The organism is Novipirellula herctigrandis (assembly GCA_007859835.1).
Taxonomy (GTDB): domain Bacteria; phylum Planctomycetota; class Planctomycetia; order Pirellulales; family Pirellulaceae; genus Novipirellula_A; species Novipirellula_A herctigrandis.
In genome coordinates this window covers 2,956,299-2,982,174 of record SJPJ01000001.1, presented here as the reverse complement: position 1 = coordinate 2,982,174, position 25,876 = coordinate 2,956,299, and the positions used below count along the sequence as shown (strand labels likewise).

Below are 25,876 nucleotides of genomic sequence, written 5' to 3'. Positions count from 1 at the left end.
GTAATCAATGCGGCCAAAGGCAAGAAAGATGCTCTGTCTTGCATAGCAAAAAGTGTCGCTTTCGGTAATAAATGGTAAGCGATCAACGAGAATGCTCGATCGCTTATTTCGCGGTAACAGAGAGATTCGAACATTGAAAAAACAGGAACGTGCCAATTTGGTTCGGCGGCGACTTGGGGAACTTTATCCCGCTCCGCCAATTCCGCTGGATCATCAAGACGAATTCACGTTGTTGGTGGCGGTGCTGCTCAGTGCTCAGTGTACCGACAAGAAAGTCAACGAAGTTACTCCCGAGTTGTTCGAGGTTGCTGGCACGCCCGAAAAGATGCTTTCGTTGGGCGAGCAGGGGATTTTGCGAATCATTCGCCCGATTGGTCTCTCAAATTCGAAATCAAAAAACCTGTACCGGCTCGCGAATCGCCTTGTTGAGGAACATGGCTGCATCGTTCCAAGAACCTTCGATGAGCTCGAAGCGTTGGCGGGTGTTGGGCATAAAACCGCCAGCGTCGTGATGGCACAGGCTTTCGGAGAGCCAGCGTTTCCGGTCGATACCCATATTCATCGTTTGGCTCAGCGCTGGGGGCTTTCCAGTGGCAAGAGTGTGGTCGAGACCGAAGCCGGATTGAAGAAACTATTCCCGAAAGAGTCTTGGAACGAATTGCATTTGCAGATCATTTACTATGGTCGCGAACACTGTACCGCCCGCGGTTGCGATGGAACGAAGTGCGGTATTTGTCGCGAACTCTATCCGAACCGAAAGACACCGGTCGTTTGGCGAAAGGCTTAACCCGCTTTTTCAATAAGCGGAGGTACCGGGCAATCGAGCAAGTCCGCGATTCCGCGTAGCAGTTCCGCTTCACGAACACGAACGGTGCCATCGGCGCACACGCAAGCAGCGCATCCATCGACCACTTGGGCTCGGAGGCGAACCGCGACGTTTGGAAATACTTTTAACGATTCATCGAGTTCCTTCAGCGTACATTCAGACTCCGGCAGTAATTCAAGTGGCACTTTGATCCGTTTGGTTCCGGCGGCAAATGCCATTTGAATTTGGTCTTCGGCTCCATGCCCTACGCGTGCAAGTGTCGAGAGCAGGACGGAGGTTTGCCGAGTTAGTTTCTGCAGGCCGTAGTAATAGACAACGGGACTTCGTACCGGTTCAAAATGGGGCCTCAGATTTCGGATCAAGACTTGCGCAAGCGTCCATTCAAAAATGGATATCCGAGTGTCGGCCTTGGCTAAATCCGAGAAAGCTCTCATGAAAGCTTTGAACTGAGGCTTCGACATCGCTGCTAATGCCGGCAGCGCCAAATCGACCAGCGGTAAACGAGCCTTGTCGGAAAGCTTCACGCAAAAAGGCACGTACTTTCGCGTCAATTCGACCAACGACTTTTCAACTCGATGGGATAACGCATCGAATTGAGCCTTGCGAATCGTCCCATTGGGGTCCAGTAGTAGAGCAAACACGACCGCGCGAGCGGAATAGGCGTCTCTCGCAGCCTCTAGCAGAGCCGGGTCCAGTTGTTCAATCAAACCCGCTGCGTAAAAACGATGGTAGGTTTCGGGTGTTCCAATTTGTTCCGCCGCTTGTTCAACCACATGCAGCGGAGCATCGCCATTGTTGTTTGATGCAAAACCCGCGACGCGCGCATCGCTCGAGAGGCCTGATTGCAATTCCGTTTTGACCTTGGGGAATTTACCATTCCAGCTAGGGTCGATTGCGGCAATTCGTTTTTCGATTGGCGGATGCGTTGCCATCAATCCAGTGAGTCCTTCGTACACTCCTTGTGCAAAGTACATGTGGCTGGCAATGGCCGCATTGGGATGATTTAACCTTCCGTGGCTCGACAACCCGCCTATTTGCTTCAGCGCCCCAGCGATTCCACCGGGATTCCGCGTGAATTGGACCGCCGAAGCATCCGCCAAGTATTCACGTTGCCTCGATACGGCTGCTTTGATCAGGCCTCCAAAAAACGATCCCAGCGAACCGAGTACGACCAATGCCAAGGCGAGGGGAAGCAGGTAGATCCCCCCCGTGTCGCGACTTGATCGTCGATTGCCGCTGAAGGCAAAGCTGCGGAAGAGCAATTTGCCGAGCAACGCAAGGAGCAAAATGCCGTGCAGAATGCCGATCAACCGGATGCTCATTCGCATGTCGCCATTGAGGATATGGCTGAATTCGTGAGCGATGACACCCTGTAATTGTTCACGGTTGAGGGCTTCCATCGCACCGCGAGTCACGCCGATCACTGCATCGCTTGGCGAATATCCCGCCGCGAACGCGTTGATCCCTGGTTCTTCGAGCACGAATACGGGCGGGACCGGAACTCCCGATGCGATCGCCATTTCTTCGACGATATTCAACAATCGTCGCTCGGCTAAATCGTTTGAACTTGGAAAAGCACGACGGCCACCGACACTTTCGGCGACACCGCTGCCACCGCCCGTACGAAGCATGACCACTTTGTAGATCGTGCCGAACAGAATCAACAAGGCGGCACCCGTCGCGACGGTCGAGCCGATTCTTATCGCGCGGGGGTTTTGGATGTCAACCAAAGCGAGTTCACCCGATTGCCTTCTCCGCGGCATTAGGCTCGCTGCGGCCGTGACGGCAAAGAAAGTTCCCACGACGATGGCAATGGTTGCGATGATGAACATCGCGATGAGCCAAATCGTATTTCTGCGAGCCTTCGACTGTCGATCGAAAAAGTCAGTGTTCATCGGGCGGATCCTTTCAGCCTTCCGATACAATTAGCTGAAAGATACTTTGGGGGCTTCCGCTAATTTCTCGTCGTCGAACTTCAACAATTCGCGGTCGTGAGTGTGTCCGAATGCAGTGGCAAACAGCACCGGTGGAAAGGTTTGCCGGTAGGTGTTGTACTCGGTCACCGAATCGTTGTAAGCCTGGCGTGAAAAGCTAATCTTGTTTTCGGTCGTCGTAATCTCTTCAGTCAATTGGGCCATGTTTTGGTTGGCTTTTAGATCAGGATACGCTTCGGCTAAAGCAAACAGACGCCCCAATGCACCGGAGAGCCCTTTTTCAGCACCGGCCAGCATCGCTAATGCTTCAGGGTCCGACGGATCTGCGGCCGCCTTGGAAAGACCGCCGACCGCTTGATTGCGAGCGTTGATGACGGCTTCGAGCGTTTCGCGTTCGTGAGCCATGTAACCTTTGACGGTTTCCACCAAATTCGGAATCAAGTCATGACGCCGTTTTAGTTGCACCTCAATTTGCGAGAACGCATTGTCAATGCGGTTCCGGAGCGTGACCAAACGATTAAAGATTTGGACGCCGTATAGTAGCAGGAATAGAACAATCCCACCGAAAAACAAGACAAAACCGATCAGCACGGCCATTCTAGGAGGCTCCCAATGCGAGTACACAAGTCGAAGACGAAGCGTATTGTAGCGGAAATTTCAGAATAGAATGCGTGTCGCCATGCAATGCGTGTCGCCATTCAATGCGTGTCGCCATTCAATGCGTGTCGCCATTCAAGGTGCAGAGGCTACGGTGTGAATCGCTAACGATCTTTGTCCTTGTCCTTCGGTGATTGGTGGGAAGCCAGGAAATCGATGGTGAATTTGCGTGCCTCGTCGTTGCTCATCAGAAAGCTATGTAGTGCCGGAACCGTTTTGAAAACTTCGGCTCCTTCAAGTTTTGCTTCCTCGATACTCACCACGAAATCGCTCGCTCCGTCGACCAGTGGGTTTTGCACCGAATTTTCGGAAACATCGCCAGCAAGAATCGCAAACGGAAACGGCGGAGTCGCCAATCGTTTCTCGAACGCGTCCCACTCGGGGCCGAGTTCAAGGCCTCCTTTTCCGGTAACCCATCCATACAGTGTGTTGGTTGACAAACGACGGGCGATCGCGGCACCTTGATTGGGAGGGCCGAGCATGACCATCGCTTCGCAACGAGAGAGAATTTGTTTGGGGTCGCCTTCGTTTTGAAGATCGCCGATCAGATGACGAACAACGATGTTCCCCATGCTGTGACCGACGAAACTAATGCGGGTCTCGATGGGCAATCCTTCGAGCACATCCCGTAGTGCCGCCGCATGCTCGCTGATGGATTCGCGTGAGCTGGCGTAGGCGAAACGGATCACGGCTGTGTCACTTTGTGTCGCCAACTCTTGCTCGAGTGATTTCATCGAATGATGGGTCCGCATTAAACCGTGCAGCAGAACCACGGCGCGTGCCTTGTCCTTGCCATTCATGTTTTGTTTTGCCAGTTCGGTATCACACTCTTTCCGTGTTCCCCATGTCAAACGCGTGTCGGATGGGTTGAGCAGACGCCAATGTTCGGTGAGTGCATTTTGTTGAATTCGATATCCGTTTTTCCAAACGTGATCGGTCCACCACTGGGTCCCGCCAGCGGTTTTGTTAAACAAGTTCATGGCAGAATCTTCCGTAGCAGTGTCTTTGGTGTCGGATTCCGTTTGCTCGGCTCGGTTTCCAAGCGGAATTTCGATGGGCAATTGTGGCCAAAATGCTTGCGATTTAGGCAGGATGATTAGAAGAACAAAAATAGCGGCAAGGTAGGTCGAACGCATGTTTATCAGTCTTCTCGGGTAGATCGAGTGGTGTGGGATGTATCAACCGCCACGCGGCTAGCTCCTAGGAGCCCGTTTCGATCACTGCGCTTCGTTGGAGGTGGAAATGATTAGCCCCAGGAATTCATCCTCACTGAGAATCCGTATCGGTTGTCCCGAAGCTTGGTACTTTTTCGCGGTTTCTTCGTGGACGCTAGTCGCGTCGGCACTGTGGTCTGCGTTGGCACTGTGGTCTGCGTCGCCGACGATCAACAAATCGGTCGCTGTGCTGAGCGTGTCGCTACAGTTCCCTCCGAGCCGGACTGCCAACAATTCTGCTTCTCGGCGAGTCAGGCCTTTCATCTGGCCGGTGAATACGACCGTTTTTCCCGATAGCGGACGAATGAATTCGGCTCGAATCATTAGCCGCTGCAAATCGAACCACTTGGAGGGTTCGCTCGCATTTCCGATCGCATCCTTTTTTTTCTCCTTGGGTGCCGCACTCGATCGCGGACGGGCGTTTGATTTTTTCGGTCCTTTTTTGCCCCACGGCCCAGCGGTACCACGCGAGAGTCGAAGTTTTTTCTCGAGGTCATCGATCGACGTGGCTTGGCGTTGGATGCCGGCGGCCAGCAGGATCTTGGCGCAGGCGACGGAATCTTCGAGTGCGTCGTGGTGACGAAAGGTATGACCAAGCCAATCGGAAAGTGGCTTTAATCCAAACCGAGGTCGTCTCGGCCACGTTTGGCGGGCAATGGACCGAGTGCAGGTGTACCCGAATTCGGGAATCTGCAAGTGATGGGTTTTCAGACATGCGGTGAGTACGCCAACATCAAACGCCGCATTGTGAGCGACCAAGCACATTTGTTCCTCTTGGCGAGCCCCCATTTTTTGGCGAGGCCCAATCGTCAGGAATGATGCGATGTCGTCCCAGTGCTCGGCAAAGTTCGGCTGCTCGCTCACTTGGTCGGGCGAAATGCCATGAATGTCAATGTTGAATGGGCTGAAGTAGAATGGTTCGGGGCGAATCATCCACATCTTTGACTCGGCGATCTCGCCGTCGCGAACCACCACGGCCGCCAATTGGCAAGCACTGTCGCTGCGGCGATTGGCCGTTTCGAAGTCGATAGCGATAAAGTTCGCCGCGAAGCTCATCCGGTTCCTAATAGTCGATGGATAGGTTGTCGCTAGTCTCGCCAAAGCTTGGGGATTCTCGCTAGGCTACGCTGCTGGCGATAACCTTCTGTTGGTGCCCCTCTGGTGCTGGTTAGCTGCGAAAGGTGCTGGTTCGCTGCGAAAAATGTTCGCTGCGAAAAATGATCTGGCTCGTAACTCGCTAAGCTATTCTAGAAACATATTGGCTTCGCGAAAATGCAGGTATTGACGATGAACCAAACGGCTGCCGAAACAATGCTGCAAACAATGGTGGATCCGGGGATCCGTGTTGCTCGCGTTGATTCGGTTGGTGGCGGTTGTATCAGCGATTCGTTGCGAGTCGATTTGGTCCCCGAGTCGTTTATCGCACGAACGTTGTTTGTCAAAACCAACGATCTTTCGTTTGCGGACAACTTTTCATGCGAGTTTGAAGGTTTGGAAGCGCTCGCCAAGACCGAAACGATTCGGATTCCTCGCCCGTTCGTGACCGGTAACGCCAACGGTGCTTCGTGGTTGGTGATCGAGTGGATGGAACCGTCGACGCGATCGGAGGCTTTTTTCCCCAAGTTTGGGAGAGAGTTGGCGAAATTGCACCAAGCGACGGCGGCAGAGAGGATCGGGTGGCCGCGAGACAACTATCTAGGTGCTGCGAAGCAGAAGAACGGACGTGACGCAGAGTCGTGGAGCGATTTTGTTGCCGAAAATCGAATCGGTTTTCAAATTCGATGGGCCGTTGATCAAGGTTTGGCCGATGCGGGGCTGCGGCGTGATTGCCAACAGATCCTCGATGCGATGTCGGATTTGCTCGAAGGTCGCCGGGCAGAAACCTCGCTGCTACATGGCGATTTATGGAGCGGCAATTACCTTTGCGGATCCGAGGGCCAACCGGCGTTAGTCGATCCTGCGGTTTCGTACGGTTGTCACGAAGCGGAATTCGGTATGATTCGGCTGTTCGGATCGTGTCCAGATTCGTTTTACGACGCCTATCAGCAGACTTGGCCGATGCGGGATGGTTGGCAACGGCGAAGCAACGTCTATGTTCTATATCACTTGCTCAATCATTTGAACCTTTTCGGTAGCGGCTACTTGGGCCAATGCCGGTCGGTGGCAGCTGAAATACTGCGGGCATCTTAACAAACTTCTATTCCAATTCTCTGAGAGATTTCCACTATGCTCGCAGCGCGAGTGATTCCCTGTTTAGACGTCCACGGCGGTCGTGTCGTGAAAGGGACGAATTTTGTGAACCTTCGCGATGCAGGCGATCCGGTCGAAGTGGCGCGTCGCTACGAGGCCGAGGGTGCGGACGAGTTGGTGTTCTTGGATATCACGGCCAGCCACGAGGATCGCGACATCATTTTGGATGTTGTCCGGCGAACGGCCGAGCAAATTTTCATGCCGCTCACGGTGGGTGGTGGTATCCGCACGATCGAGGATGTTCGTGCATTATTGTCTGCCGGTTGTGATAAGGTTTCGATCAATTCAACGGCCTGTAAAGACCCCGATTTTGTCCGCCGTGCGGCCGACCGATTCGGTAGCCAATGCATCGTCGTGAACATCGACCCCAAGCGGGTTGATCGTGATGGCGAAGAGTTTTGGGAAGTCCATATCAATGGCGGACGGACGCCAACCGGATTGCAGGCTGTCGAGTGGGCCAAGGAAGTCGAACAACTTGGGGCAGGCGAAATCGTCCTGACCAGTATGGACGCCGATGGGACGTGCGATGGCTTTGACTTGCCGATCACATCGGCAGTGAGTTCCGCGGTGAATATTCCGGTGGTGGCCAGTGGCGGGGCGGGATGTCCGCAGCATTTAGCAGACGCGATCAAGATCGGCAAAGCGGACGCAGCGTTGGCGGCCAGCATATTTCATTTCGGCCAATTCACCATTGCCGAAACCAAACAAGTCATGCGAGACAATGGGATTCCGGTGCGTTTAGATCCTCGTTGACTGCTGACCGGGTTGACCAAAATCATCGCCGATGGGAAGTTTGTAGGCACGATCTGAACGCCTTATTCCTTCAACCATGGCCGAGTCACTGTGTCCGACGTTGTTCCTGTAAAAAATGCTCTTATTAGTGTTAGTGATAAGCTTGGCTTGGCCGATTTCGCGATCGGGCTCGTTGAGTGTGGCGTCACAATCTACAGCACTGGCGGCACGCGAAAACATCTGGAAGAATCCGGTGTCCAAGTCCGTGACGTAGCTGATTACACCGGCTTCCCCGAAATGATGGACGGTCGCGTTAAGACATTGCACCCCAAAATCTTCGGTGGAATTCTCGGGATCCGTGATCGCGATGATCACGTCGCCAGTATGAGCGAGCACGGGATGGTTCCGTTCGATTTGGTGGTTGTTAATTTGTACCCCTTCGAAGCGACGGCGGCTAAGGTCGGTGCGACTCGCGAAGAATGTGTTGAGCAAATCGATATCGGCGGGCCAAGCTTGGTGCGGGCCGCTGCGAAAAATCACAACGATGTCGCCGTCGCTACCAGCCCCGACCAATATGGCGACATCCTCGAACAGCTAGAGTCGCTCGGTGGAACGGATTTGGCCATGCGTCAGACCTTGACTGCGGAGGCGTTCGAGCACACTGCGTGCTACGACCGAGCGATTGCCGATTACATGCGTGGCGATTCATTGAAGGGCGAATTTCCTTCGACGATGTACATGTCGCTTCGCCGCAAGGCCCAATTGCGTTACGGCGAAAACCCTCATCAACGGGCGGCTCTGTACAGCGATCCGTCGGTGAAATCGGCCAACCTCGTTTCCGCTCGGCAAATTAGTGGCAAAGAGCTTTCGTACAACAACCTACTTGATCTCGACGCGGCCTTGGAAATCGTTCGCGGTTTCGCACAGCCTGCGGTATCGGTGATGAAGCACAACAATCCCTGTGGTGCCGCAACAGCCGAGCGAATCGCTTCGGCATGCAGCAAAGCACTGGCCGGTGATCCACTGAGTGCCTTTGGTTCGGTCCTCGGATTCAATCGCACGATTGACGTGGAAACTGCGGAATTGCTGTGCGAACCCGGTTTGTTTATCGAAGCGATTGTTGCGCCCGATTTCGAAGCCAGTGCGGTTGGCTTGCTCACAACACGGCCCAAATGGAAAGATAACGTCCGGCTGATGCAAGTTGGCCGTTTGGACGACACTGGACCGGCGATTCAGCGACGGTTCATCAGTGGCGGCATGCTTGTCCAAGACGCCGACCGGATGACCAGTGCACCGTTGCAGTGGAAGACGGTCACCGATGTCCAAGTGGACGATGAGCTTTGGGATGACATCTCATTTGCTTGGGAAATGGTTCGTCACGTCAAGAGTAACGCGATTGTATTGGCCAAAGACACTGCGTTAATCGGTGTTGGCGCAGGGCAAATGAGCCGTGTCGACAGTGTCGAAATTTCAATCGACAAAGCAGGCGACCGGGCGAGTGGTTCGGTGTTGGCTTCGGACGCGTTCTTTCCGTTTCCCGATTCGATCGAAGCGGCAGCCGAAGCGGGCGTGGTTGCTGTGGTTCAACCTGGTGGTTCGCGGCGGGATTCCGAAGTCATTGCAGCGTGTAACCAGCATGGTATTCCTCTCGTCTTAACCGGCCGCCGGCACTTCAAACATTGATGACCATTCTAGACAAAATCATTGTTGAGACTCGCAAAACAATCGCTCATGATAAGGCGAATCGGCCCGAATCGGATTTGGAATCTGCGATTGCGGGGTTGCCGCCATGTCGAGACTTTCACGCAGCATTGGCCTGTGGCGGATTAGTGCAATTGATCGCTGAAGTGAAGCGAGCGAGCCCGTCGGCAGGGTTGATTCGCGATGATTTCAATCCGGTTCAAATCGCCGAGCAATACGTCACTGCGGGTGCCGCCTGCATCAGCGTACTAACAGACGAGCCCTTTTTTAAAGGGTCGCTTGACTATTTGCGTGATGTTCGCCGCGCGGTTGACGTGCCGTTGCTGAGGAAGGATTTCATTGTCGATCGTTACCAGTTGCTGCAAGCTCGCGAGGCTGGTGCGGATTGTGCCTTGTTGATTGCCGAATGCTTATCGGCGGACGAGCTTGTCAAGCTCCACGACGAGGCGGTCGCAATGGGGCTTCAGACTCTGATCGAGTTGTTCGAGCCGTCGAATTTGGATGCCGTGCTCGCAACTGGCACTCCGCTGGTGGGAATCAATAATCGCGACTTAAAGACATTTCACACCGATATTGAACACACGATTCGAATGCGGGAATTGATTCCAGGTGACCGGTTGGTGGTTGGCGAAAGTGGGATCCGTACGCACGACGATTTGATCCGGCTGGGTAAGGCTGGTGTGAAGGCTGTCTTGGTCGGCGAGTCGCTGATGCGAAAGCCCGACATTGAACAGGCGACCCGAGAGTTGTTGGGTGATAACCGATAAGCTTTCGGTTCTAATGCGGCGCACTCTCTCTTTGGGGTGCTACGGCGTTCGCAGCAGGTCTTGTGGCTCTGGGCAGCAGGTCTTGTGGCTCTGGGCAGCAGGCACGGTTGCCGAAGCTAGCGGACGCTGTGAACTGAATCAGCCAAAGGCAGGGTTCCCGTTGGCATTGTGTCAGTAAACTCGCTACCGTTCTCGGAAGACGATTCGACCTTTTGTCAAATCATAAGGCGATAGTTCGACCCGGACCTTATCGCCAGGAACGATACGGATAAAGTGCTTGCGCATTCGTCCTGCGACGTGCGCCATAACCTCGCTACCCGTTTCCAATTGGACGCGGAAACGTGTGTTTGCGAGTGCTTGTGTGACGGTACCTTCGACTTCGAAGGCTTCTTCTTTTTTTCCCAAGTTTCAGACCTATGTGTTTAAGTTCGTGTGGCCGGAATTAGACCAAGCTGGCAGCGAAAAATCTAGGGCATGGTGTCCATCGCAGCCAGGGATACCCCTGAATTCACGATAAAATCGGTTCGTGCTGCGTCAATTTGAAGCGCAGGAAATCCTGTTTTTCACTTGCCAAATAGGCATTTAGGCGGCTTTCGCATGTGGGATAATGCACATTTCATGCCTTAAACGGCAACAAGGCAGGACATCGGTCCTGCCTTGTTGTTGTATATCGATCAACTGCGGCAACATTCACTAATCTGTTGCGTTCGTCTTGGTGGGCCACCATTGGATGGTGATCGCAATCCAGCTTCTTAACGCTTGCTGAACTGGACGCCTCGACGAGCACCGCGAAGGCCTGGTTTCTTTCGTTCCTTCATGCGTGAATCTCGCGTCAAATAGCTTCCATCGCGAAGTGGTTCGTGTAGCGTTTCATCATAGCTAACCAATGCCCGGGCTAAGCCCATTCGAACGGCACCGCTTTGTCCCGTCATTCCACCACCGCCGACGCGAGCAATCACATCAACTTTGCTGCCGAATTCGACTGCTTCGAGCGTTTGGGTGATCGCAGCTTGGTCTTGTACGTTCGCAAAATACTCGCTCAACGGTTTTGAGTTGATTGTGATGTTGCCGCTTCCAGCGCGGACACGCACGCGAGCAACACTACTTTTGCGACGGCCGGTGCCGAGCGCGTCACCGTTGATTTTGTCCTTCTTTACAGCGACCATAGATTCTGAGTTTCGGGTTGAAATGTTGAATTGAGTTGGGGAGGATCGAGTTGGGACTAGCCGTTTGAGGGAGTCGTCTTCTTGCCGGTTCGAACGAACTCGGTCGGGCACTGGGCCGCATGTGGGTGCTCAGGGCCTGCGTAGATCTTCAGTTTCGACAGCATTTGCGTGGCCAACTTGTTCTTTGGCAACATGCGGCGAACCGCGTGAAGAATCAAGTCTTCAGGTTTTCGTTGTTGGCGGTCCCCGTAGCTCTCGAGGCGAAGGCCCGTGTAGCCGGTGTACCATGTGTAGTGTCGGGCGTCCATTTTACGGCCTGTCATCGCAACTTTTTCCGCGTTGACCACGATGACAAAGTCACCGCAATCGACGTGAGGCGTGTATTCAGGGCGATGTTTTCCCATCAAAACGGTTGCGATGTCGCTGGCCAATCGGCCGAGTACTTCGTCGCTGGCATCGACAACATGCCACTTTTTTGCGACTTGGTCGGGCTTTGCCATGAATGTTCGTTGAGCGACCACGGGTATTTCTTCGATTATTTAGAGCTGATGGATGTTCGATTTAGATTTTCCCCAGATATTGCTGGCCAGGGAATCGAGGAATTTATCGGGCAATTCGCTTGCCGGCAAGGCCTTTCACATGGAAAAGGGCCTGATTTGTTTCCATTTCAGGAAAACAGAGCGTTGGAATCCGCCCGGCGGGAAGAGAAACCACCGGCGAGCCAAAATTCTTGACGTTTGAGGGCCAAACGCCTAGCGGGCCAAATGCCTAGCGGGCCAAATGACCTTGCAGCACGGACGAGTGGTTCCAGCGGCGTGACAGTTCCCAGGTGCCGAATAGGGCAACCGTGAAGAACAAATCGCCTGCGGCCGACAATCCGTAGAACGGAATCGCGTTGACGTAACAAGCGGTCAAACCGCCAGTCGTCAGCGGATACCAGCCAGCCAACCAGACGCCGAAGTTGCTGATCACGAAAAACAGGGACGTCGCCACAACCGATGCTGCTGGATAGTGCCAAAGCGTGCTTTTGCTATTGGAGTTAGCCAACATTCGTCCGACGGGTACCGAAGCGAGAAGCCCCACATATACCAATGCGAATGCGATCGGGCTGTAGAATCCAAGTCCTGGGATGCCAAGCAAGTGACCGGCTAGATCGCTGCACAACATCACGGCCATCGGTACGAGGTAAGCTCGGCGGCCCTGCAAATAACAGCCCGCAAAAAGTCCCAAAGCGGCGACGCAAGCGACGTTAGGGGGATGTGGCAGCAAGCGGCTAACCGCGACAGCGAGAACGAGTAAGTAAAACATTAGGGTGCATCCAACCTTCAATATTGGCAAGCTTTTGAACGGGGCGACCACAAGCCTCTGTGGGTCAAGCCATTTGCAGTTTTAATCCCCAATCGCGTCCGCGTGAAGACCTGCTGGACGTTTTCTTGGTTTTGACAAAATCATCGTCACTGACACCCGTTGCGTATCGCCGCTCCAAACGGAGCATTTCGTACCGTGTGCTTAACGATTACGGTTCCGGCGGCAGTCCTTTGAGGACTTGCTGGGATCGCACGATGGGCAGTCTCTGCGACTTCTTTTGTCGCTTAAGGGATGATCAAAACGCCAGCAGCGATCGCAGTCGCTTCCGCGACCACAGCTTTTCGCTCATATGGTGGTCGTTGCAGGTAAGCGGGGGCACAGTTTCCGGTGCGGAAATAGCCGAGCGTGTACTCGCATTCCGTCGGGTGCTGGACTGTCGCTAGGTAAGGAAGCAGTGGAGCTGTGCCAAAAAACCGCACCCCAGAAGCCAGTGGCGTCCAATGTCCCCAGCGTTCATGGCCATGCCGTTCAAGCATCCGGTCCTCGAAATAACGGGGATTCGAAAACGTATTGGGAGCGGCCCAAGTTCGCATCGTCCAAGTCCATTGGTCGTCGCGTTCGATTCCTGATTCCGGTAACGGTGCGACGGGGGAAACATGGTCCGCACGGAATCCATCGGGCGTTTTGCCGTTGCCGACGTTCGACGTGTTGGTCGTCGCAGCTGCCAAAGCGGGCAATTCAAATCGTCCGTTCAAAACCTCCGGCTGGCGACCCTGGGATTCATCTTGGTCAAGCAAGTTTCGTTTCTTGCGGTTTCGAGTGATTTCGTCTGCATCGACATCGTCCGCGTCTTCTTCGTTAGCGTCTAGCTTTAGATCCTCTTCATCCGCGTTGTCCTGCATGGTGAAGATGAAGGCGGTGTCATGAAAGCGACTGGCGGCTTTGACCGTGGATGATCCTAGCTGGTTCGCGTCGTTAATCCTCAGGACGTCGTTAGTCTTCGGGACTACGATCACTCGATCCTGTCTGTTGCGTGCAATGCGAGGTGCATCGATCGCATAGGGAACCGGGTCCACCAACTCCGCTGCATTGGAAACCTGGCCAGCGATGTGCTGGTTTTCCGCTTGCAGCATGCGAGCGAATTCGGAAGATTCCGCGTGGGTGAGGTTACCTGAAAACGCTGACGCCGCGATGGCGAGCACGCAACTGCTGGCTATGGGGGCGAAGGTTGAAAACAACCTTGTCTTGTCCGTATTCTTTTTGTTCGTCGCATCCATGCCACGCTGCTCCCGGCGATTGAATCGGTAGAATCCGTAATCTTTAACTGAACCGTATTGCCGTCACGTCGGTATTGCTGTCACCTCGGTTTCCATGCAATGAATGCTTGGTCCAATAGACGAGCCTAGGTGTTTGCCAACGGTTCTAGTTGTATGGATTCGACCTTTGAACACGGAAAAACGAGTGGCGTCTACCACTCGCCACATAATCGCTACAGGACGCCAATCGTTACAAGCCGAACAAGCCGGGCGAGAGGAATGCCACGGTCAATCCGCGACCTTCTTGGTGGGCGTTTTGTTGCTCTCGGATTCCGGTTCGAATGCAAGCGAGGCACTGTTCATGCAGTAACGTTTTCCGGTTGGTCGCGGTCCGTCGTTGAAAACGTGCCCCAAATGCGCGCCACATCGCGAACAGTGGACTTCGACCCGAGTGTACACCAGTTTCCAATCGTTACGAAAACCAACGACTTTCTGATCGACGGGTGCAAAAAAACTTGGCCATCCTGTTCCCGATTTGTACTTCGTTTCGCTGGTGAATAGTGGCTGTTCGCAAACGATGCAGTGGTAGCTGCCCTTCTTCTTGTTGTCCCAATAACGGTTGCGAAACGCTGGTTCGGTTGCTTCGTTTTGTGTCACATCGTATTGAATTCGCGATAGCTTCTTTCGAATTTCCACCTTGCTAAGTGGTTTGTATGGTTCCGTCTTTTCGGTATCGGAATCCGCAGCAATGACCTGCGTACCTACCGTCGCGGAGGTTGGTTCCTCAGCGACGCAAATTGGGTGAAGAAACACCACAGCCAAAAGGGCCAATAAGCTTAGTGGAACAGTTCGTTGCATCGGTGGACTCCCGGGAAACGGTTGCGAATGATCGAAATTCCATTGGTCAAAATGGTCGAAAAGAATGACCACCCAAACGGGGCATCACTATTCTATCCATAATGACCAACTGGCAACCAAAGTCGCCAATGATCGCGAGAAAGAATGTGTTCGTATGTTTACTCTTTCCGGTTGTGGCTCAGCATCCAATGAAACAGTTCCGGTGTTGCATACGTCGCTGACCAACTGTTGTGGTTGATATGTTCGAGCGATGTTAAGCGAACCATGGTCCCGCCAGCAGCCTGAATGGCATCGACCATTTTTTGGGATTGCTCAAACGGGACAACGCTATCGTCGACACCATGAAACGCCCAGATCGGAGTGTTGATTAATTTGGGGGCATCTTTGGGATCGCCCCCGCCACAGATTGGAACGACCGCAGCGAATCGTTCGGGATGATCTGCTGCCATCCGCCATGACCCGTATCCTCCCATGCTTAGCCCGGTTAAATAGACGCGTGTTTGGTCGATGCGGTGCGACTTGGATATCGAATCAAGTAGTTCGGCAAGCCGTTTTTGCTGAGTCGCCGAACTCCACGAATCCTTTGTTGGGCATTGCGGAGAAACCAAGATAAATGGGAGTTCATCACCCCGTTCGGCCATCATCGGTGGTCCCCACTTGGCAACCAAGCTCAACGGTCCGTTGCTTTCACCCCGCCCGTGAAGAAAGAATACGAGTGGAAAGGCCTTCTCGGATTCGTCGTAGCCCTTCGGCAAATAGAGCAGGTAAGGCACCTCGGCCGAATCCGAGGTTGCGAAGCGTAGTTCGACCTGCTCTCCGGATTGGGGTGATTCGGCTTGTGCGCGCCCTGCGGCGATGTGGCAACATGTTAAAACGGTGAACAAACCGATTGATTGTTTCGTGATCACGAAAGTCTCGTCCTGTAAATGGGGGGAATGGGAGGGAGGAACACGAACACATTGATGTGACGTATTTACTGTTGAACTGTCTGCCCGTGGATTCTGAGTTGGCTGCCCGTGGCATCTGAACCGCCTGCCTGCGGCATCCTGTCACAGGACGATACTGCCTTTGCATTTGCGGCGCAAGGGCTCTAAATTAGACGCTTCGTCTTCGCTTGGTGACTCCAGCCAACCTTGGTGGTTTGGCAACAGGAGTTTACCCGCTTCTGACTTTAAGGAGTCTCTCTGATGGCACGTACGTCCAATCTTCGCTGGAGGAACATCGCAATATGTGGTCACGCCTCGGCCGGCAAGACAACGCTTGTTGATCGCTTGCTGGCCGAGTTACAGGCCGTTCCCGGTAGCCCTGATGTCCGCAACGGAACCAGTATTTGCGATTTCGAACCCGAGGAAAAGGCTCATAATCATTCCATCGAATCGGCATTGGTTCATTTGACGTGCGGCGATGACGAATTCAGCTTGATCGACACTCCCGGCTATCCCGACTTTATTTCAGGCATGATCGGAGCCCTTGCCGCCGTTGAAACCGCTGTGGTTTGCATCGACGCTCATAGTGGAATCCAGATGAATTCGCGTCGAGCGATGGAAGAGGCCAGCAATCGAGGCCTAGCGCGAATCATTGTCATTACAAAAATGGATGACGCTCAAGCTGACTTCAAGTCGCTTGTCCAGCAATGCCAAGAGACATGGGGATCCGCCGTTATCCCGTTACAAATCCCCGTTGGGCAAGGTGAATCATTCCAATCCGTTGCCTCGGCAGTGGAATTGCCAGTGGAAGCTCGCGCGGCAGTCGTCAATGTTGCTCATGCCCACGAACAATTGGTCGAAGAGCTTGTCGAAACCGATGAAGCCTTGATGGAACAATACCTCGAAGGGAACATGCCTGAGGTTCCGGCGATAAAAGAGCTACTGCGAAAAGCGGTCATCAGTGGCGACGCCATTCCCGTTCTTTGCGTTTCGGCGACCGAGGGAATCGGTGTTACCGAACTAATCAAATTGCTTGACGAGATCTCGCCCGCGCCCGATGAACTCGAACGAACCGCGGTCGATGAAAACGGTGAAACGGTGACGCTCGAGCAATCTGTCGACGCTCCTCTGTCAGCCCAAGTCGTTAAGGTACGAGTCGACCCCTTTGTGCAAAAGCTCAGCTACGTCCGCATTTTCGGCGGTACTCTGGCGAAGGATCAATCGGTGCACATCAGCGGTACTCGTAAAGACGTGAAGCTTAACGCAATCATGCGAGTCCAAGGTGAGCAAACCGAAGCCGTTGATTCGGCATCCGCTGGTGAAATTGTGGCGATTGCCAAGATGGATGACTTACACGTGGGGACATCGATCGGCGCATTTGAATTGCCCAAAATTGACTTCCCTGAACCAATGGTTGGAGTGGCGATTTCGCCTACCAAGCGAGGTGACGAAAACAAACTTTCTACGGCAATGCACAAATTGACCGAAGAAGATCAAACGCTCAAACTTTCTCGCGATCCTCAAACCAGCGAAATGGTGATGACGGGGATGAGCGAATTGCATCTGCAAATGCTTCGCGAACGATTGGCTCGGCGTGACAAGATCGAAGTCGAAACCCACGATCCGTGTATCCCCTACCGGGAAACGATTACCACATCGGCGGAAGGCTCTTATCGGCACAAGAAACAATCGGGTGGGCGTGGCCAATTTGGCGAAGTTCACATTCGAATGTTGCCGCTGCCTCGTGGAACCGATATCGAATCGTTTGCGGTGAAAGCTCGCTTTCCAAGCTTGAAGAATTATCACTATCACCCCGAGAACAACTTTCTTTGGGTCGATTCGGTCGTTGGTGGTGTGATTCCCGGTAACTTCATGCCAGCGATTGAAAAGGGTTTCATTGAACGAATGGCTCGCGGTGTGATCGCCGGCCATGTAATCCAAGACGTTGCTGTGGAAGTTCACTTCGGCAAGCACCATCCCGTCGACAGTAGTGAAGCGGCGTTCAAGATGGCTGGCAGCCTCTGTTTTCGAGATGTTTTCAAACAGGCGAAGCCCGCGCTGCTAGAACCCGTCGTTCACTTGAATGTGCTTGCACCGGAGGACTCGGTGGGTGACATTTATAGCGACATGAGCAGTCGTGGTGGACGCGTGCTCGGCAGCACGGCGATGCGGGGCGGTATTCACTCGATCGATTGTGAAGTCCCGCTTCGCAGCGTCGGGCATTACAACCGGACGCTCAGTAGTGTGACCGGAGGCCAAGGTAGCTACACGATTAGTTTTAGCCACTACGAGACGATGCCAGCGGACGTGCAACGCCAACTAATGGAGTCGGCCAAAGAAGAATTGGAAGAGACTTCGGCTTAGTTGTAACCCGGACGGGCCGGCGGGCGTCTCGGAATCGAGCGTTCTGGCATATCGAGCGTTCTGGCATATCGAGCGTTCTGGCATGAAGTAGGGTCGAACGTGCGACCATCGCTTCATGCTGGAACGGTGTGAACGCTTCGGCTCTGTTTCGCGTATTGAAGGTTCATGCGTTCCTTCCAATGCAGATCGTTTCTTTTGCTAATGATTTTCTGTACGTTTGTGGACTATTGTCCTCCTTCAATACCCGGTTTCCATGCGACTTGCTGCAAAATTGGTGCTGCTGTTTCTGGTTGGGCTGCTTCTGATTGTGGGGCTTTTCGCCTACCTCACGATCAGGCAAGACCGCGAATTGGCCATTGCGGAGCATGAACGCTACGCGTCCGATTTGGCGGCGACGATCGAGCCGTCGCTGCGCGATGCGATTGCCAATCGCGACGCCGTGCAGTTGCAGCAGATCGTTTCTCGGTCCACCCGTAGTGTCCGGCACGCGCGTGTTCGGTTAGTGGAAATTGGTGCGCCGTCTCGCACCGATTCTCATGGCACTGGCGATACTCAACCGACCGTTCCTCGAAGTATGATCGTCACCACGGAGGAAGTGACGACGATCAGCATGCCTGATCCGAGCGGTACCAAGTTCTTATACACCTATGTCCCCATTCGCACCGGCACAGACGCTGCGGCTGAAAGTATCGAAGTCTCTGCCCCCGATACCGAAGCCACCAACTGGGTTCGCCGTTCACTGCTTTCTTCGATCTTGGCACTGCTGGGCGTCGCGACTTTATCCGGTGTTGTGATTCTAATCGGTGGCGTTGCCATGGTAGGTCGACCACTAAACCAATTGATCGAAAAAGTGGAACGGATTGGGCAGGGTGATTTTGGTAGTCCGATCAAGGTGAAATCGAACGACGAACTTGGCAGTTTGGCAACCGCAATCAATACGATGTGTGCCCAATTGGCCTCGCAACGAGAACGACTCGAAGCGGAAACCGAATCGCGAATCGAAGTTGTCCAGCAGCTTCGTCATTCCGATCGACTTAGCAGTGTCGGACGCTTGGCTGCAGGGCTTGCACACGAAATTGGCACGCCACTGAACGTGATTAGTGGACGAGCGGAATTGATCACTAGCGGCCAATTGTCGTCGCAATCGGTTGCCGACAGTGCCTCGGCGATCAAGATGCAATCCGATCGAATTACGAAGACCGTGCGAGAACTATTGGACTTTGCTAGACAAAGCACGCCCCATCGAACCGAGCAGTCGCTGGTGGAATTGATCGAGCGAACCGTCCACATGGCAAAACCGTTAGCGGCGAAACAGAACGTCACTCTTGCCGTTCATTTACCGGGCAGCGATTTGGCGGCCGAACTCGACTCGAGCCAAATTCAACAAGTTTTGATGAACCTTATCGTCAACGCCATCCAGGTTCTTTCGGAAGAAGACCAAACTGATAGCGGGCGAATCGACATCACGCTTTCCGATTCAATCGCCCAAATTTCTCAGGCCGAAGATTCACGGGCCGAAGATTCTGGGACGAGATATCGAACGATCGCGATTTGCGATAACGGCAACGGTATCGCCAAGCAAGACTTACCTCACATCTTCGAACCCTTCTTTACAACCAAAGATATCGGTCGCGGCACAGGACTTGGTTTGTCAATTTCGCATGGTATCGTGCAAGAGCATGATGGATGGATTGATGTCGAAAGTTCCGTCGGTGAGGGGAGTTGTTTTACGATTCACTTGCCGGCCAAATCAAGCAAACGCTCACCGCAACACAACGAGAATGCCGATGAATCATGAAGGACGCGTGCTGATCGTGGATGACGAAGTCAGCATGTGCGAACTGATTGCGACGACATTGCAAATGCGAGGGTTTGAAACCGTCTCGTGCCATAGTGCATCTGATGCGATCGGTTTGATCCGCAAGTCGGAATTTGATGTCGTATTGACGGATGTCTGCATGCCTGGGACCACCGGTTTGCAATTGTGCCAGCAAATTGCTGCACTTCGACCTGATGTTCCGGTGGTGGTGATGACGGCGTTTGGCAGCCTTGAGACTGCCGTTGCAGCGATTCGTAGCGGAGCATACGACTTTATTGTTAAGCCAGTTGAAATGCGAATCCTGGCAATCACGATCGCTCGTGCCGTCGAAAAGCGGAAACTCACCGGGCAAATTCGATTGCTGGAATCCCAGTCCTTTGCCAGCGATGGGGATAGCGAATTGCTCGGGGACAGCGAACCGATGCGACGAATGCACGACCAATTGGCCCGTGCAGCACCGAGTGATGCATCGATTTTGATCACGGGCGAAAGTGGAACTGGAAAGGAATTGGTCGCCCGGTCGATTCACCGCCACAGTGGCAGATCGGAAAAACCGTTCGTGGCCGTCAATTGTGCGGCGTTGTCCGAGACGCTGTTGGAAAGCGAACTGTTTGGCCACACCCGCGGCGCGTTCACCGACGCACGAAACGAACGGCGCGGGTTGTTTCTTGAAGCCGAAGGAGGAACCTTGTTGCTTGATGAAATGGGCGACATGCCGCTTGCCATGCAAGTGAAGTTACTGCGTGCTTTGGAAGAGAAACGCCTACGTCCGGTCGGAAGTGATCACGAGATTGAATTTGATGTGCGTGTCTTGGCGGCAACCCACCGCGACTTGGAATCTGCCGTTGAGGACGGGCGTTTTCGGCAAGACCTGTTCTATCGAATCAACGTTATCCAATTGCACTTGCCGCCACTCCGTTCGCGTGGCGCCGATATCCTAAGGTTGGCAGCCCATTTTATTCAACTATTTGCCGAGAATTCAGGCAAGCCCGTCTTAGGAATTGCTGAACCGGCAGCCGAAAAGTTGCTTGAGTATTCTTGGCCGGGAAATGTCCGCGAATTGCGAAATGCCATGGAGCGGGCGGTAGCACTGACTCAGTACGATACGGTGACGATCGACGACTTGCCTGACAAAATTCGCGACTTCCGAAGCGGTTCGGTCTTTATCGGTGGCGACGATCCAACGGAATTGGTCTCACTCGAACAAATTGAATCGCGATACATCGAGCATGTTCTAAACGCCGTTAATCAAAACCGCACCGAAGCGGCCAAGATTCTTGGCGTTGATCGCAAAACGCTATACCGGAAATTGAAAACGACGTAGCGTCGGTTCACGAGTTCGGCCCTCGACGCGGTCGTTTATCTTGCCGTGAATCGGTAGGTGAATGCGCCGAGCAATCGGTTGGGCTCTTTGTGGCATCTCGCACATGCCTTTTCGCACCGAAGTGCCCCAAGCATCCGAACTTTGCCATCGTGATTTTCCACAACCACGTCGTCTCCGTCTTCCATTCGCTGGATCGCTTGGTTCTCGAACGCGTCGTAATCGCGAGTCAAAGTCGTTTCGACTTGGAGTGGAGTGTTGGAGACACGCTCTTCTAGAACGTAGACTTGAGCGTTTTCAATCGAGACCAATTGAATCTCGTCGAGATCCCATTGGAATGAGGAATCGTTTGTTGGTTTTGGAGTCAAATGCCGAAAGCCGATAAAGTGCATCGGCATGTGTGACCCAAGTGACGCGGGCACGTCGGTCGTTGTTTTCGATTTTGTTGTTTCAATTTGCGTGGGTGGTTTTGTTACGTCGATCGGTTTTGAACTCTTGCTTGGATTCGGCAGCTCATTCTGTGTTGCGCGAGTGCCGAGTGCGCCCCATAGCCCATAGGGCGATTTTTCCTCACCATCGACATTGTCGACTTCGATCGAATCGGTCACGAATTTGACTGCGCCGTCGCCCATAAGAATGTGAACCCCTCCACGCCCTAGTCCGAAGCCGAGAGCCGCTGCAAATGATTGGCGGGTCTCGCGGTGGAATTGATGGAATGGTTCGTCGTCGAATTTGGAAGGTCGCGTGATCTCGAGCATGTCCGTCTTTTTCAAAATGGACTGCGCGTCGTCCGAGGATCGAGCCGTTTCGGAGGTCAAGAGTGGCCGATAAAGAAGAGCAAGTGAAAGCCCGGTGAACACGACTAGCAGGCAAAAAAACGAAACGATCCAGCGCATGGTCGGTGATCCCGAATAAGAGGCGACGCAGATGGGGCGTTATTGGATTTTACCCTCTTGTTGGTTCCAGGGTAGCTTTGCCAGTGGTTCGGTTCAGAAGAATGACGCTTGATTCGCGTCAATTTGTAATGCTAGGACGCGAATGGATAGAAAAACGGTATCGTAATCATCGCTATCGCAAAAATGATCAAGCTCAGTGGCAATCCGAATCGAACGTAATCGGAAAATCGGTAGCCACCGATACCGTAGACCATCGTATTCGTTTGATAGCCGAATGGCGTCAAGAAGCTTGCTGATGCCGCGATCATCACTGCGATCACAAACGGCATTTCGTCCACCCCGAGGCCTGCTGCGGTTTGCCGAGCGATCGAAAGCATTAGGATCGCCGCCGCATTATTGGTGATCAATTCGGTGCACATCATCGTTGTGAAAAGGATCGCCGCGAGTGATCCGTATGGATTGCCACTGACAATTCCAAGGATTCCACTAGCGATCGCACCTGCTGCGCCGCTTCGTTCGAGGGCATCGCCGATTCCAATTGCCGCACCAATCACGATCAATACCGACCAATCGATACTGCGTCGCGCTTCGGTCGTGGTGCAACATCGAAATCCGATCATCGCGATTGCCGCCAACAGAGACGCCGTCAAGATGGAAACCGGCGTTAGTGACGCCGCGATCACCATTAGTAGCATGACCACTAGTGATACCCATCCGAGTTCGGGACGCCGGACGGTTCCATTGGCAACGGTACTAACCAAGTAGAAATCGCGAGACTCGCGGCGCTGGTGTAAGAACGAAGGCGATGCTTCGAGTAGTAGAACGTCGCCGACTTCGAGTTCGACATCTCCGATCTTACCGGACAATCGTCTGCCCCCACGCGCGACTGCGACGACTGCCGCGTTATAGTGCGAACGGAATTTGCCTTCGCGAATCGACTTGCCTAGTAACGCACATCGCGAGCTGACGACTGCTTCGACCAACGTCCGTTGCCATGCGGGCACTTCAAGTTTGCGGGCTTGGTCATCGGGAACGGTAAGTCCTCGGATCTTTCGCAAATCAACGACACTGTCGAGCTCGCCGACGAGAATCAATGCATCATTGGCTCGCAGAATTTCATTCGGTTTTGCAGCAGCGATGACGCCCGCTTCGCGTTGAATTTCGGCGACGTAGAGTCCTGGCAAGTTTCGTAGCCCCGCATTTTCAATCGTTCGACCGACCAACGGGCCATGGGGTTCGACTTGCATTTCCACGGTGTATTGACGAGGGTCTTCCGAGACACTGACCGCGGGTTTTCGTTCGGGAATCAACCATCGTGAAAACAGGATGATGTAAGCCAATCCTGCCAAAGTCGCTGGAACACCGACCCATGCAGGGGCGAAGAAACCAATGGTTGCACCGGTTGCGGTTTCGTAAGTATCTTTCACAATCAGGTTGGTGCTCGTCCCCATCACCGTGCACATTCCACCAAGAATGGCTGCATACGACAACGGTAAAAGCAAGCGACTATTGCTGACCGAAATTCGCTTGCTCAAATCGTTGACCACCGGCATGAGTGCTGCGACGACAGGGGTGTTGTTCAAAAACGCACTCATTCCTGCGACGGGAATCAACAAGCGGATTTGCGCGTCTCGCAGGTGTTTTGCTTTGTTCAACAGCCACCCAGTGGCCAATTCCGTGCCTCCCGTAAACTCCATTCCAGCAACCGCAGCAAAGAGCAACGCAACGGTAATCAATCCGCGATTTGCAAATCCCGCGACCGCTTGAGTTTCGTCAGGCAGGAGCGTGGTGCCAGTAATGTTTTGAGCCAGGACCAAAACGCTTAGGCACGCCAGGGCCAAAAGATCCGTCGCAGCAATCCGCATCGCTAAGCTGATCAACAACGATCCAGCGACGAAAACCGTTAACCATGCTTGCCATGTATCCATCGGTTTTCGCTACGCTTTCTCAGGGAAAAATTTTAGCAGGGTTGCTTCACTCGGTTTCGGAGTGATCAACGACACGATGATCGTTGCCGCTGCGGACGCTAGGAAAATCGTTGCGACCGGCATGGTGTGAATCGTCTTTTCCCCGAGCGTGATATCCACCGACCAATTGTCAATTGCACCAAAATTCGACGCGGAAAAGAGCCAAAACCAAACGCCAGCAGCAGTTAATACCCCCGCGTACGCGCCCCATTTTGAAAGGCCTCGCCAATAGACCGCTAGTAGCGCCAAGGGGAACAGGCTACTGAACCCGCTAAAGCACCAAATCCCGAGTTGAAAAACTCGAGTTTGTGCGATGTTGGTTAAGCTTAGCATAAACGTTATCGTGACGATCGCTATGATGAAGCAGCGGGAAATTAGGATGATTTGGCGATCATTGAACCGGTCTTTGCCTCCGTAGTGGACCACAATGTCCGTGGTGAACATCGTACCGATGCACAAAAATTGGCTGTCCAAACTTGACATAATCGCCGCCAAAATACCGGCCAGTAAAAAGCCGCCGAGGATATCGCCCGAAAGTGACTTAACCATGAACCCGAGCACCTTGTTCGGATCGCTTGCGATGGGCGGCGGTATGTTGATCAGCCCTGTTGTTGCCCAAACACCGATCAAAACGCAGGGGATCCAAACGATCAAAATGAATACGGGATGCGCAACGACAGGCAATTTGAATGCATTGCCACTCTTGGCTGTCAACCAATGTTGGAACAAGTGTGGAAACATGCCGACTGAAAAAGGGATCAGCATGTAAGTGAAGAACATCCAAGGATCGAGTCGCTCGCGAGTACGAAATTGTGGTGGAGCTTCGACCGATTCGATTTGATCTTTCAAGTCGACCTGAGCACGCACACGCCGCGACTTAGGGATTTCTTGGCTCACGATTTGTAATGAGTCCAAGAAGCCCGTTGGTGGTTCGGTGCGAACGACTCGCTCGCCGTCAACGATCGTGTGGGCACGCCCAGTTTCGACCGACTTCGTAGCGAGTCCCGTTGCGATCAAATAAAACGCGACCACGCCTAGGACCATAAAAACTAACGTTTGGAATGTGTTGGCCCACGCGGTTCCTCGCATGCCTCCAAAGAAAACGTAAACGAGCACGACGACACAGATGACCAGTTCAGTGAGCCAAGGTGGAATTCCGCCCGATTCGCTCATCCATAGGAAATCGCCTCGCGTTGCTCCCTCGATCGCTTTGCCCGCAGAGATTACTCCGACGAGCAAATAGGGAACGACCAAACCGACCAAGATCGGAACCAGTACCAAACCGATTTTGTCGCTTTCAAGCCGATCTCGGAAAAAGCCGGCTTGCGTGGTGTAGCCATATTTCTTGCCCCATGACCAAAGCTTCACGCCGAGGACGAAGAAACAGAGGGAGTGGATGATGCCCGAGGACGAGGCCAACATGCCATACACACCGACGCCTTCGGCAAACGCTTCACCGGTCGACCCAACCAACGCAAAGCCGGTCATTGTCGTGCCGAACAGCGACATCAACAGCAAAAAGGGGCCGATCGAGTGACTCGCTAGTAGGTAATCTTTCGACGTTCCCTTGAACAATCGCGACGAGAAAATTCCCAGGCAAAGGAGCAAGCCAAGGTAAACGCCTATGATCAGAACCTTAATCATGCCTGGACTCATGCTGCACCTCCGTCACGCTCGGTGGCTGCAACCGCGTTTGCGCCGGCGGTATCGTCATCTTCCAAGTTCTTCGGCCAAGCGAAGGAGGCCGCCAAGAACCAAACGATGCTAGCGGCAATCGAGATGCAAGCGTGATAGGCAAGCGTCCAAGGGAGGAAGCCAAAAACGAGATGGTCGTTTTCCCAATTCCAGACGTCTTGATGTACCACCACCAAAGCGATGATCAGGCCGTAGATCAGATATTTCATAGAATGCCAG

At 53.4% G+C, this 25,876-nt stretch carries 23 protein-coding genes; 8 read left to right on the top strand and 15 right to left on the bottom strand.

Annotated elements, in window-relative coordinates:
* The first annotated feature begins 133 nt into the window (after positions 1 to 133).
* Entirely contained in the window at positions 134 to 787 is a 654-nt protein-coding gene (gene nth / locus CA13_RS11015) for an endonuclease III (RefSeq protein ID WP_146396359.1), read from the top strand.
* Here the strand turns inward: nth and CA13_RS11010 are convergent.
* From CA13_RS11010 to CA13_RS10995, 4 genes are all read right to left on the bottom strand, one after another.
* The gene (locus tag CA13_RS11010; RefSeq protein ID WP_146396356.1) at positions 784 to 2,721 is read right to left on the bottom strand and encodes a M48 family metallopeptidase; all 1,938 of its coding nucleotides are present in this window, start codon (positions 2,719 to 2,721) and stop codon (positions 784 to 786) included. The two genes, nth and CA13_RS11010, sit on opposite strands and share 4 nt — an antisense overlap.
* A gap of 30 nt (positions 2,722 to 2,751) precedes the next feature.
* Positions 2,752 to 3,357 carry a LemA family protein gene (locus CA13_RS11005; RefSeq protein WP_146396353.1) on the bottom strand — a complete coding sequence of 202 codons (606 nt, stop codon included), beginning with the start codon at positions 3,355 to 3,357 and terminating at the stop codon, positions 2,752 to 2,754.
* A gap of 164 nt (positions 3,358 to 3,521) precedes the next feature.
* Entirely contained in the window at positions 3,522 to 4,553 is a 1,032-nt protein-coding gene (locus tag CA13_RS11000) for an alpha/beta hydrolase (RefSeq protein ID WP_146396350.1), read from the bottom strand.
* A gap of 81 nt (positions 4,554 to 4,634) precedes the next feature.
* Positions 4,635 to 5,687, bottom strand: a complete 1,053-nt coding sequence (locus CA13_RS10995; protein WP_146396348.1) for an exonuclease domain-containing protein — start codon at positions 5,685 to 5,687, stop codon at positions 4,635 to 4,637.
* A 231-nt stretch (positions 5,688 to 5,918) separates the two neighbouring features.
* Here CA13_RS10995 and CA13_RS10990 point away from each other — a divergent pair, with 231 nt between their 5' ends.
* The 4 genes from CA13_RS10990 (at position 5,919) to trpC (ending at position 10,081) form a co-directional block, all read left to right on the top strand.
* Positions 5,919 to 6,821: a fructosamine kinase family protein gene (locus CA13_RS10990; protein WP_419194186.1), complete on the top strand. Its 903-nt coding sequence runs from the start codon at positions 5,919 to 5,921 to the stop codon at positions 6,819 to 6,821.
* Between the two features lie 36 nt (positions 6,822 to 6,857).
* On the top strand, positions 6,858 to 7,634 hold the full coding sequence (gene hisF / locus CA13_RS10985; RefSeq protein WP_146396342.1) for an imidazole glycerol phosphate synthase subunit HisF: 777 nt from the start codon (positions 6,858 to 6,860) through the stop codon (positions 7,632 to 7,634).
* 90 nt (positions 7,635 to 7,724) lie between these two features.
* The gene (purH, locus tag CA13_RS10980; RefSeq protein ID WP_146396339.1) at positions 7,725 to 9,296 is read left to right on the top strand and encodes a bifunctional phosphoribosylaminoimidazolecarboxamide formyltransferase/IMP cyclohydrolase; all 1,572 of its coding nucleotides are present in this window, start codon (positions 7,725 to 7,727) and stop codon (positions 9,294 to 9,296) included.
* A complete protein-coding gene (gene trpC / locus CA13_RS10975; RefSeq protein WP_146396337.1) occupies positions 9,296 to 10,081 on the top strand; it encodes an indole-3-glycerol phosphate synthase TrpC in 786 nt (261 codons plus the stop codon). Before purH ends, trpC begins: the two co-directional genes overlap by 1 nt.
* 183 nt (positions 10,082 to 10,264) lie before the next feature.
* Here trpC and infA read toward each other — a convergent pair whose 3' ends face one another.
* The 7 genes from infA to CA13_RS10940 form a co-directional block, all read right to left on the bottom strand.
* Positions 10,265 to 10,486, bottom strand: a complete 222-nt coding sequence (gene infA, locus CA13_RS10970; protein ID WP_146396334.1) for a translation initiation factor IF-1 — start codon at positions 10,484 to 10,486, stop codon at positions 10,265 to 10,267.
* A gap of 347 nt (positions 10,487 to 10,833) precedes the next feature.
* Positions 10,834 to 11,247, bottom strand: coding sequence for a 30S ribosomal protein S9 (gene rpsI, locus CA13_RS10965; protein WP_146396331.1), 414 nt, complete (start codon positions 11,245 to 11,247; stop codon positions 10,834 to 10,836).
* 56 nt (positions 11,248 to 11,303) lie between these two features.
* Positions 11,304 to 11,747 (bottom strand): 50S ribosomal protein L13, encoded by a 444-nt coding sequence (gene rplM, locus CA13_RS10960; RefSeq protein WP_146403598.1) that lies wholly within the window; start codon positions 11,745 to 11,747, stop codon positions 11,304 to 11,306.
* A 268-nt stretch (positions 11,748 to 12,015) separates the two neighbouring features.
* Complete coding sequence (locus tag CA13_RS10955) at positions 12,016 to 12,555, bottom strand: DUF6580 family putative transport protein (RefSeq protein ID WP_146396328.1); 540 nt, start codon at positions 12,553 to 12,555, stop codon at positions 12,016 to 12,018.
* 284 nt (positions 12,556 to 12,839) lie between these two features.
* A complete protein-coding gene (locus CA13_RS10950; protein ID WP_146396325.1) occupies positions 12,840 to 13,832 on the bottom strand; it encodes a hypothetical protein in 993 nt (330 codons plus the stop codon).
* A gap of 267 nt (positions 13,833 to 14,099) precedes the next feature.
* Entirely contained in the window at positions 14,100 to 14,669 is a 570-nt protein-coding gene (gene msrB / locus CA13_RS10945) for a peptide-methionine (R)-S-oxide reductase MsrB (protein ID WP_146396323.1), read from the bottom strand.
* A gap of 158 nt (positions 14,670 to 14,827) precedes the next feature.
* Positions 14,828 to 15,577: a carboxylesterase family protein gene (locus CA13_RS10940; protein ID WP_419194185.1), complete on the bottom strand. Its 750-nt coding sequence runs from the start codon at positions 15,575 to 15,577 to the stop codon at positions 14,828 to 14,830.
* A 279-nt stretch (positions 15,578 to 15,856) separates the two neighbouring features.
* On the opposite strand from CA13_RS10940, the gene CA13_RS10935 reads away from it, so the two are divergent.
* The 3 genes from CA13_RS10935 (at position 15,857) to CA13_RS10925 (ending at position 21,102) form a co-directional block, all read left to right on the top strand.
* A complete protein-coding gene (locus CA13_RS10935) occupies positions 15,857 to 17,959 on the top strand; it encodes an elongation factor G (RefSeq protein ID WP_146396319.1) in 2,103 nt (700 codons plus the stop codon).
* A gap of 253 nt (positions 17,960 to 18,212) precedes the next feature.
* On the top strand, positions 18,213 to 19,757 hold the full coding sequence (locus tag CA13_RS10930; protein WP_146396317.1) for a sensor histidine kinase: 1,545 nt from the start codon (positions 18,213 to 18,215) through the stop codon (positions 19,755 to 19,757).
* The gene (locus tag CA13_RS10925; RefSeq protein ID WP_419194184.1) at positions 19,747 to 21,102 is read left to right on the top strand and encodes a sigma-54-dependent transcriptional regulator; all 1,356 of its coding nucleotides are present in this window, start codon (positions 19,747 to 19,749) and stop codon (positions 21,100 to 21,102) included. The genes CA13_RS10930 and CA13_RS10925 overlap by 11 nt, the downstream gene beginning before the upstream one ends.
* Before the next feature lie 35 nt (positions 21,103 to 21,137).
* Here the strand turns inward: CA13_RS10925 and CA13_RS10920 are convergent, their stop codons facing one another.
* From CA13_RS10920 to CA13_RS10905, 4 genes are all read right to left on the bottom strand, one after another.
* A complete protein-coding gene (locus CA13_RS10920) occupies positions 21,138 to 21,995 on the bottom strand; it encodes a DUF1559 family PulG-like putative transporter (protein ID WP_146396312.1) in 858 nt (285 codons plus the stop codon).
* 131 nt (positions 21,996 to 22,126) lie between these two features.
* The gene (locus tag CA13_RS10915) at positions 22,127 to 23,923 is read right to left on the bottom strand and encodes an SLC13 family permease (RefSeq protein WP_146396309.1); all 1,797 of its coding nucleotides are present in this window, start codon (positions 23,921 to 23,923) and stop codon (positions 22,127 to 22,129) included.
* A gap of 9 nt (positions 23,924 to 23,932) precedes the next feature.
* Positions 23,933 to 25,606 carry a sodium:solute symporter family protein gene (locus CA13_RS10910; RefSeq protein ID WP_146403596.1) on the bottom strand — a complete coding sequence of 558 codons (1,674 nt, stop codon included), beginning with the start codon at positions 25,604 to 25,606 and terminating at the stop codon, positions 23,933 to 23,935.
* 8 nt (positions 25,607 to 25,614) lie between these two features.
* Entirely contained in the window at positions 25,615 to 25,866 is a 252-nt protein-coding gene (locus CA13_RS10905) for a DUF3311 domain-containing protein (protein ID WP_146396306.1), read from the bottom strand.
* Positions 25,867 to 25,876: the final 10 nt, after the last annotated feature.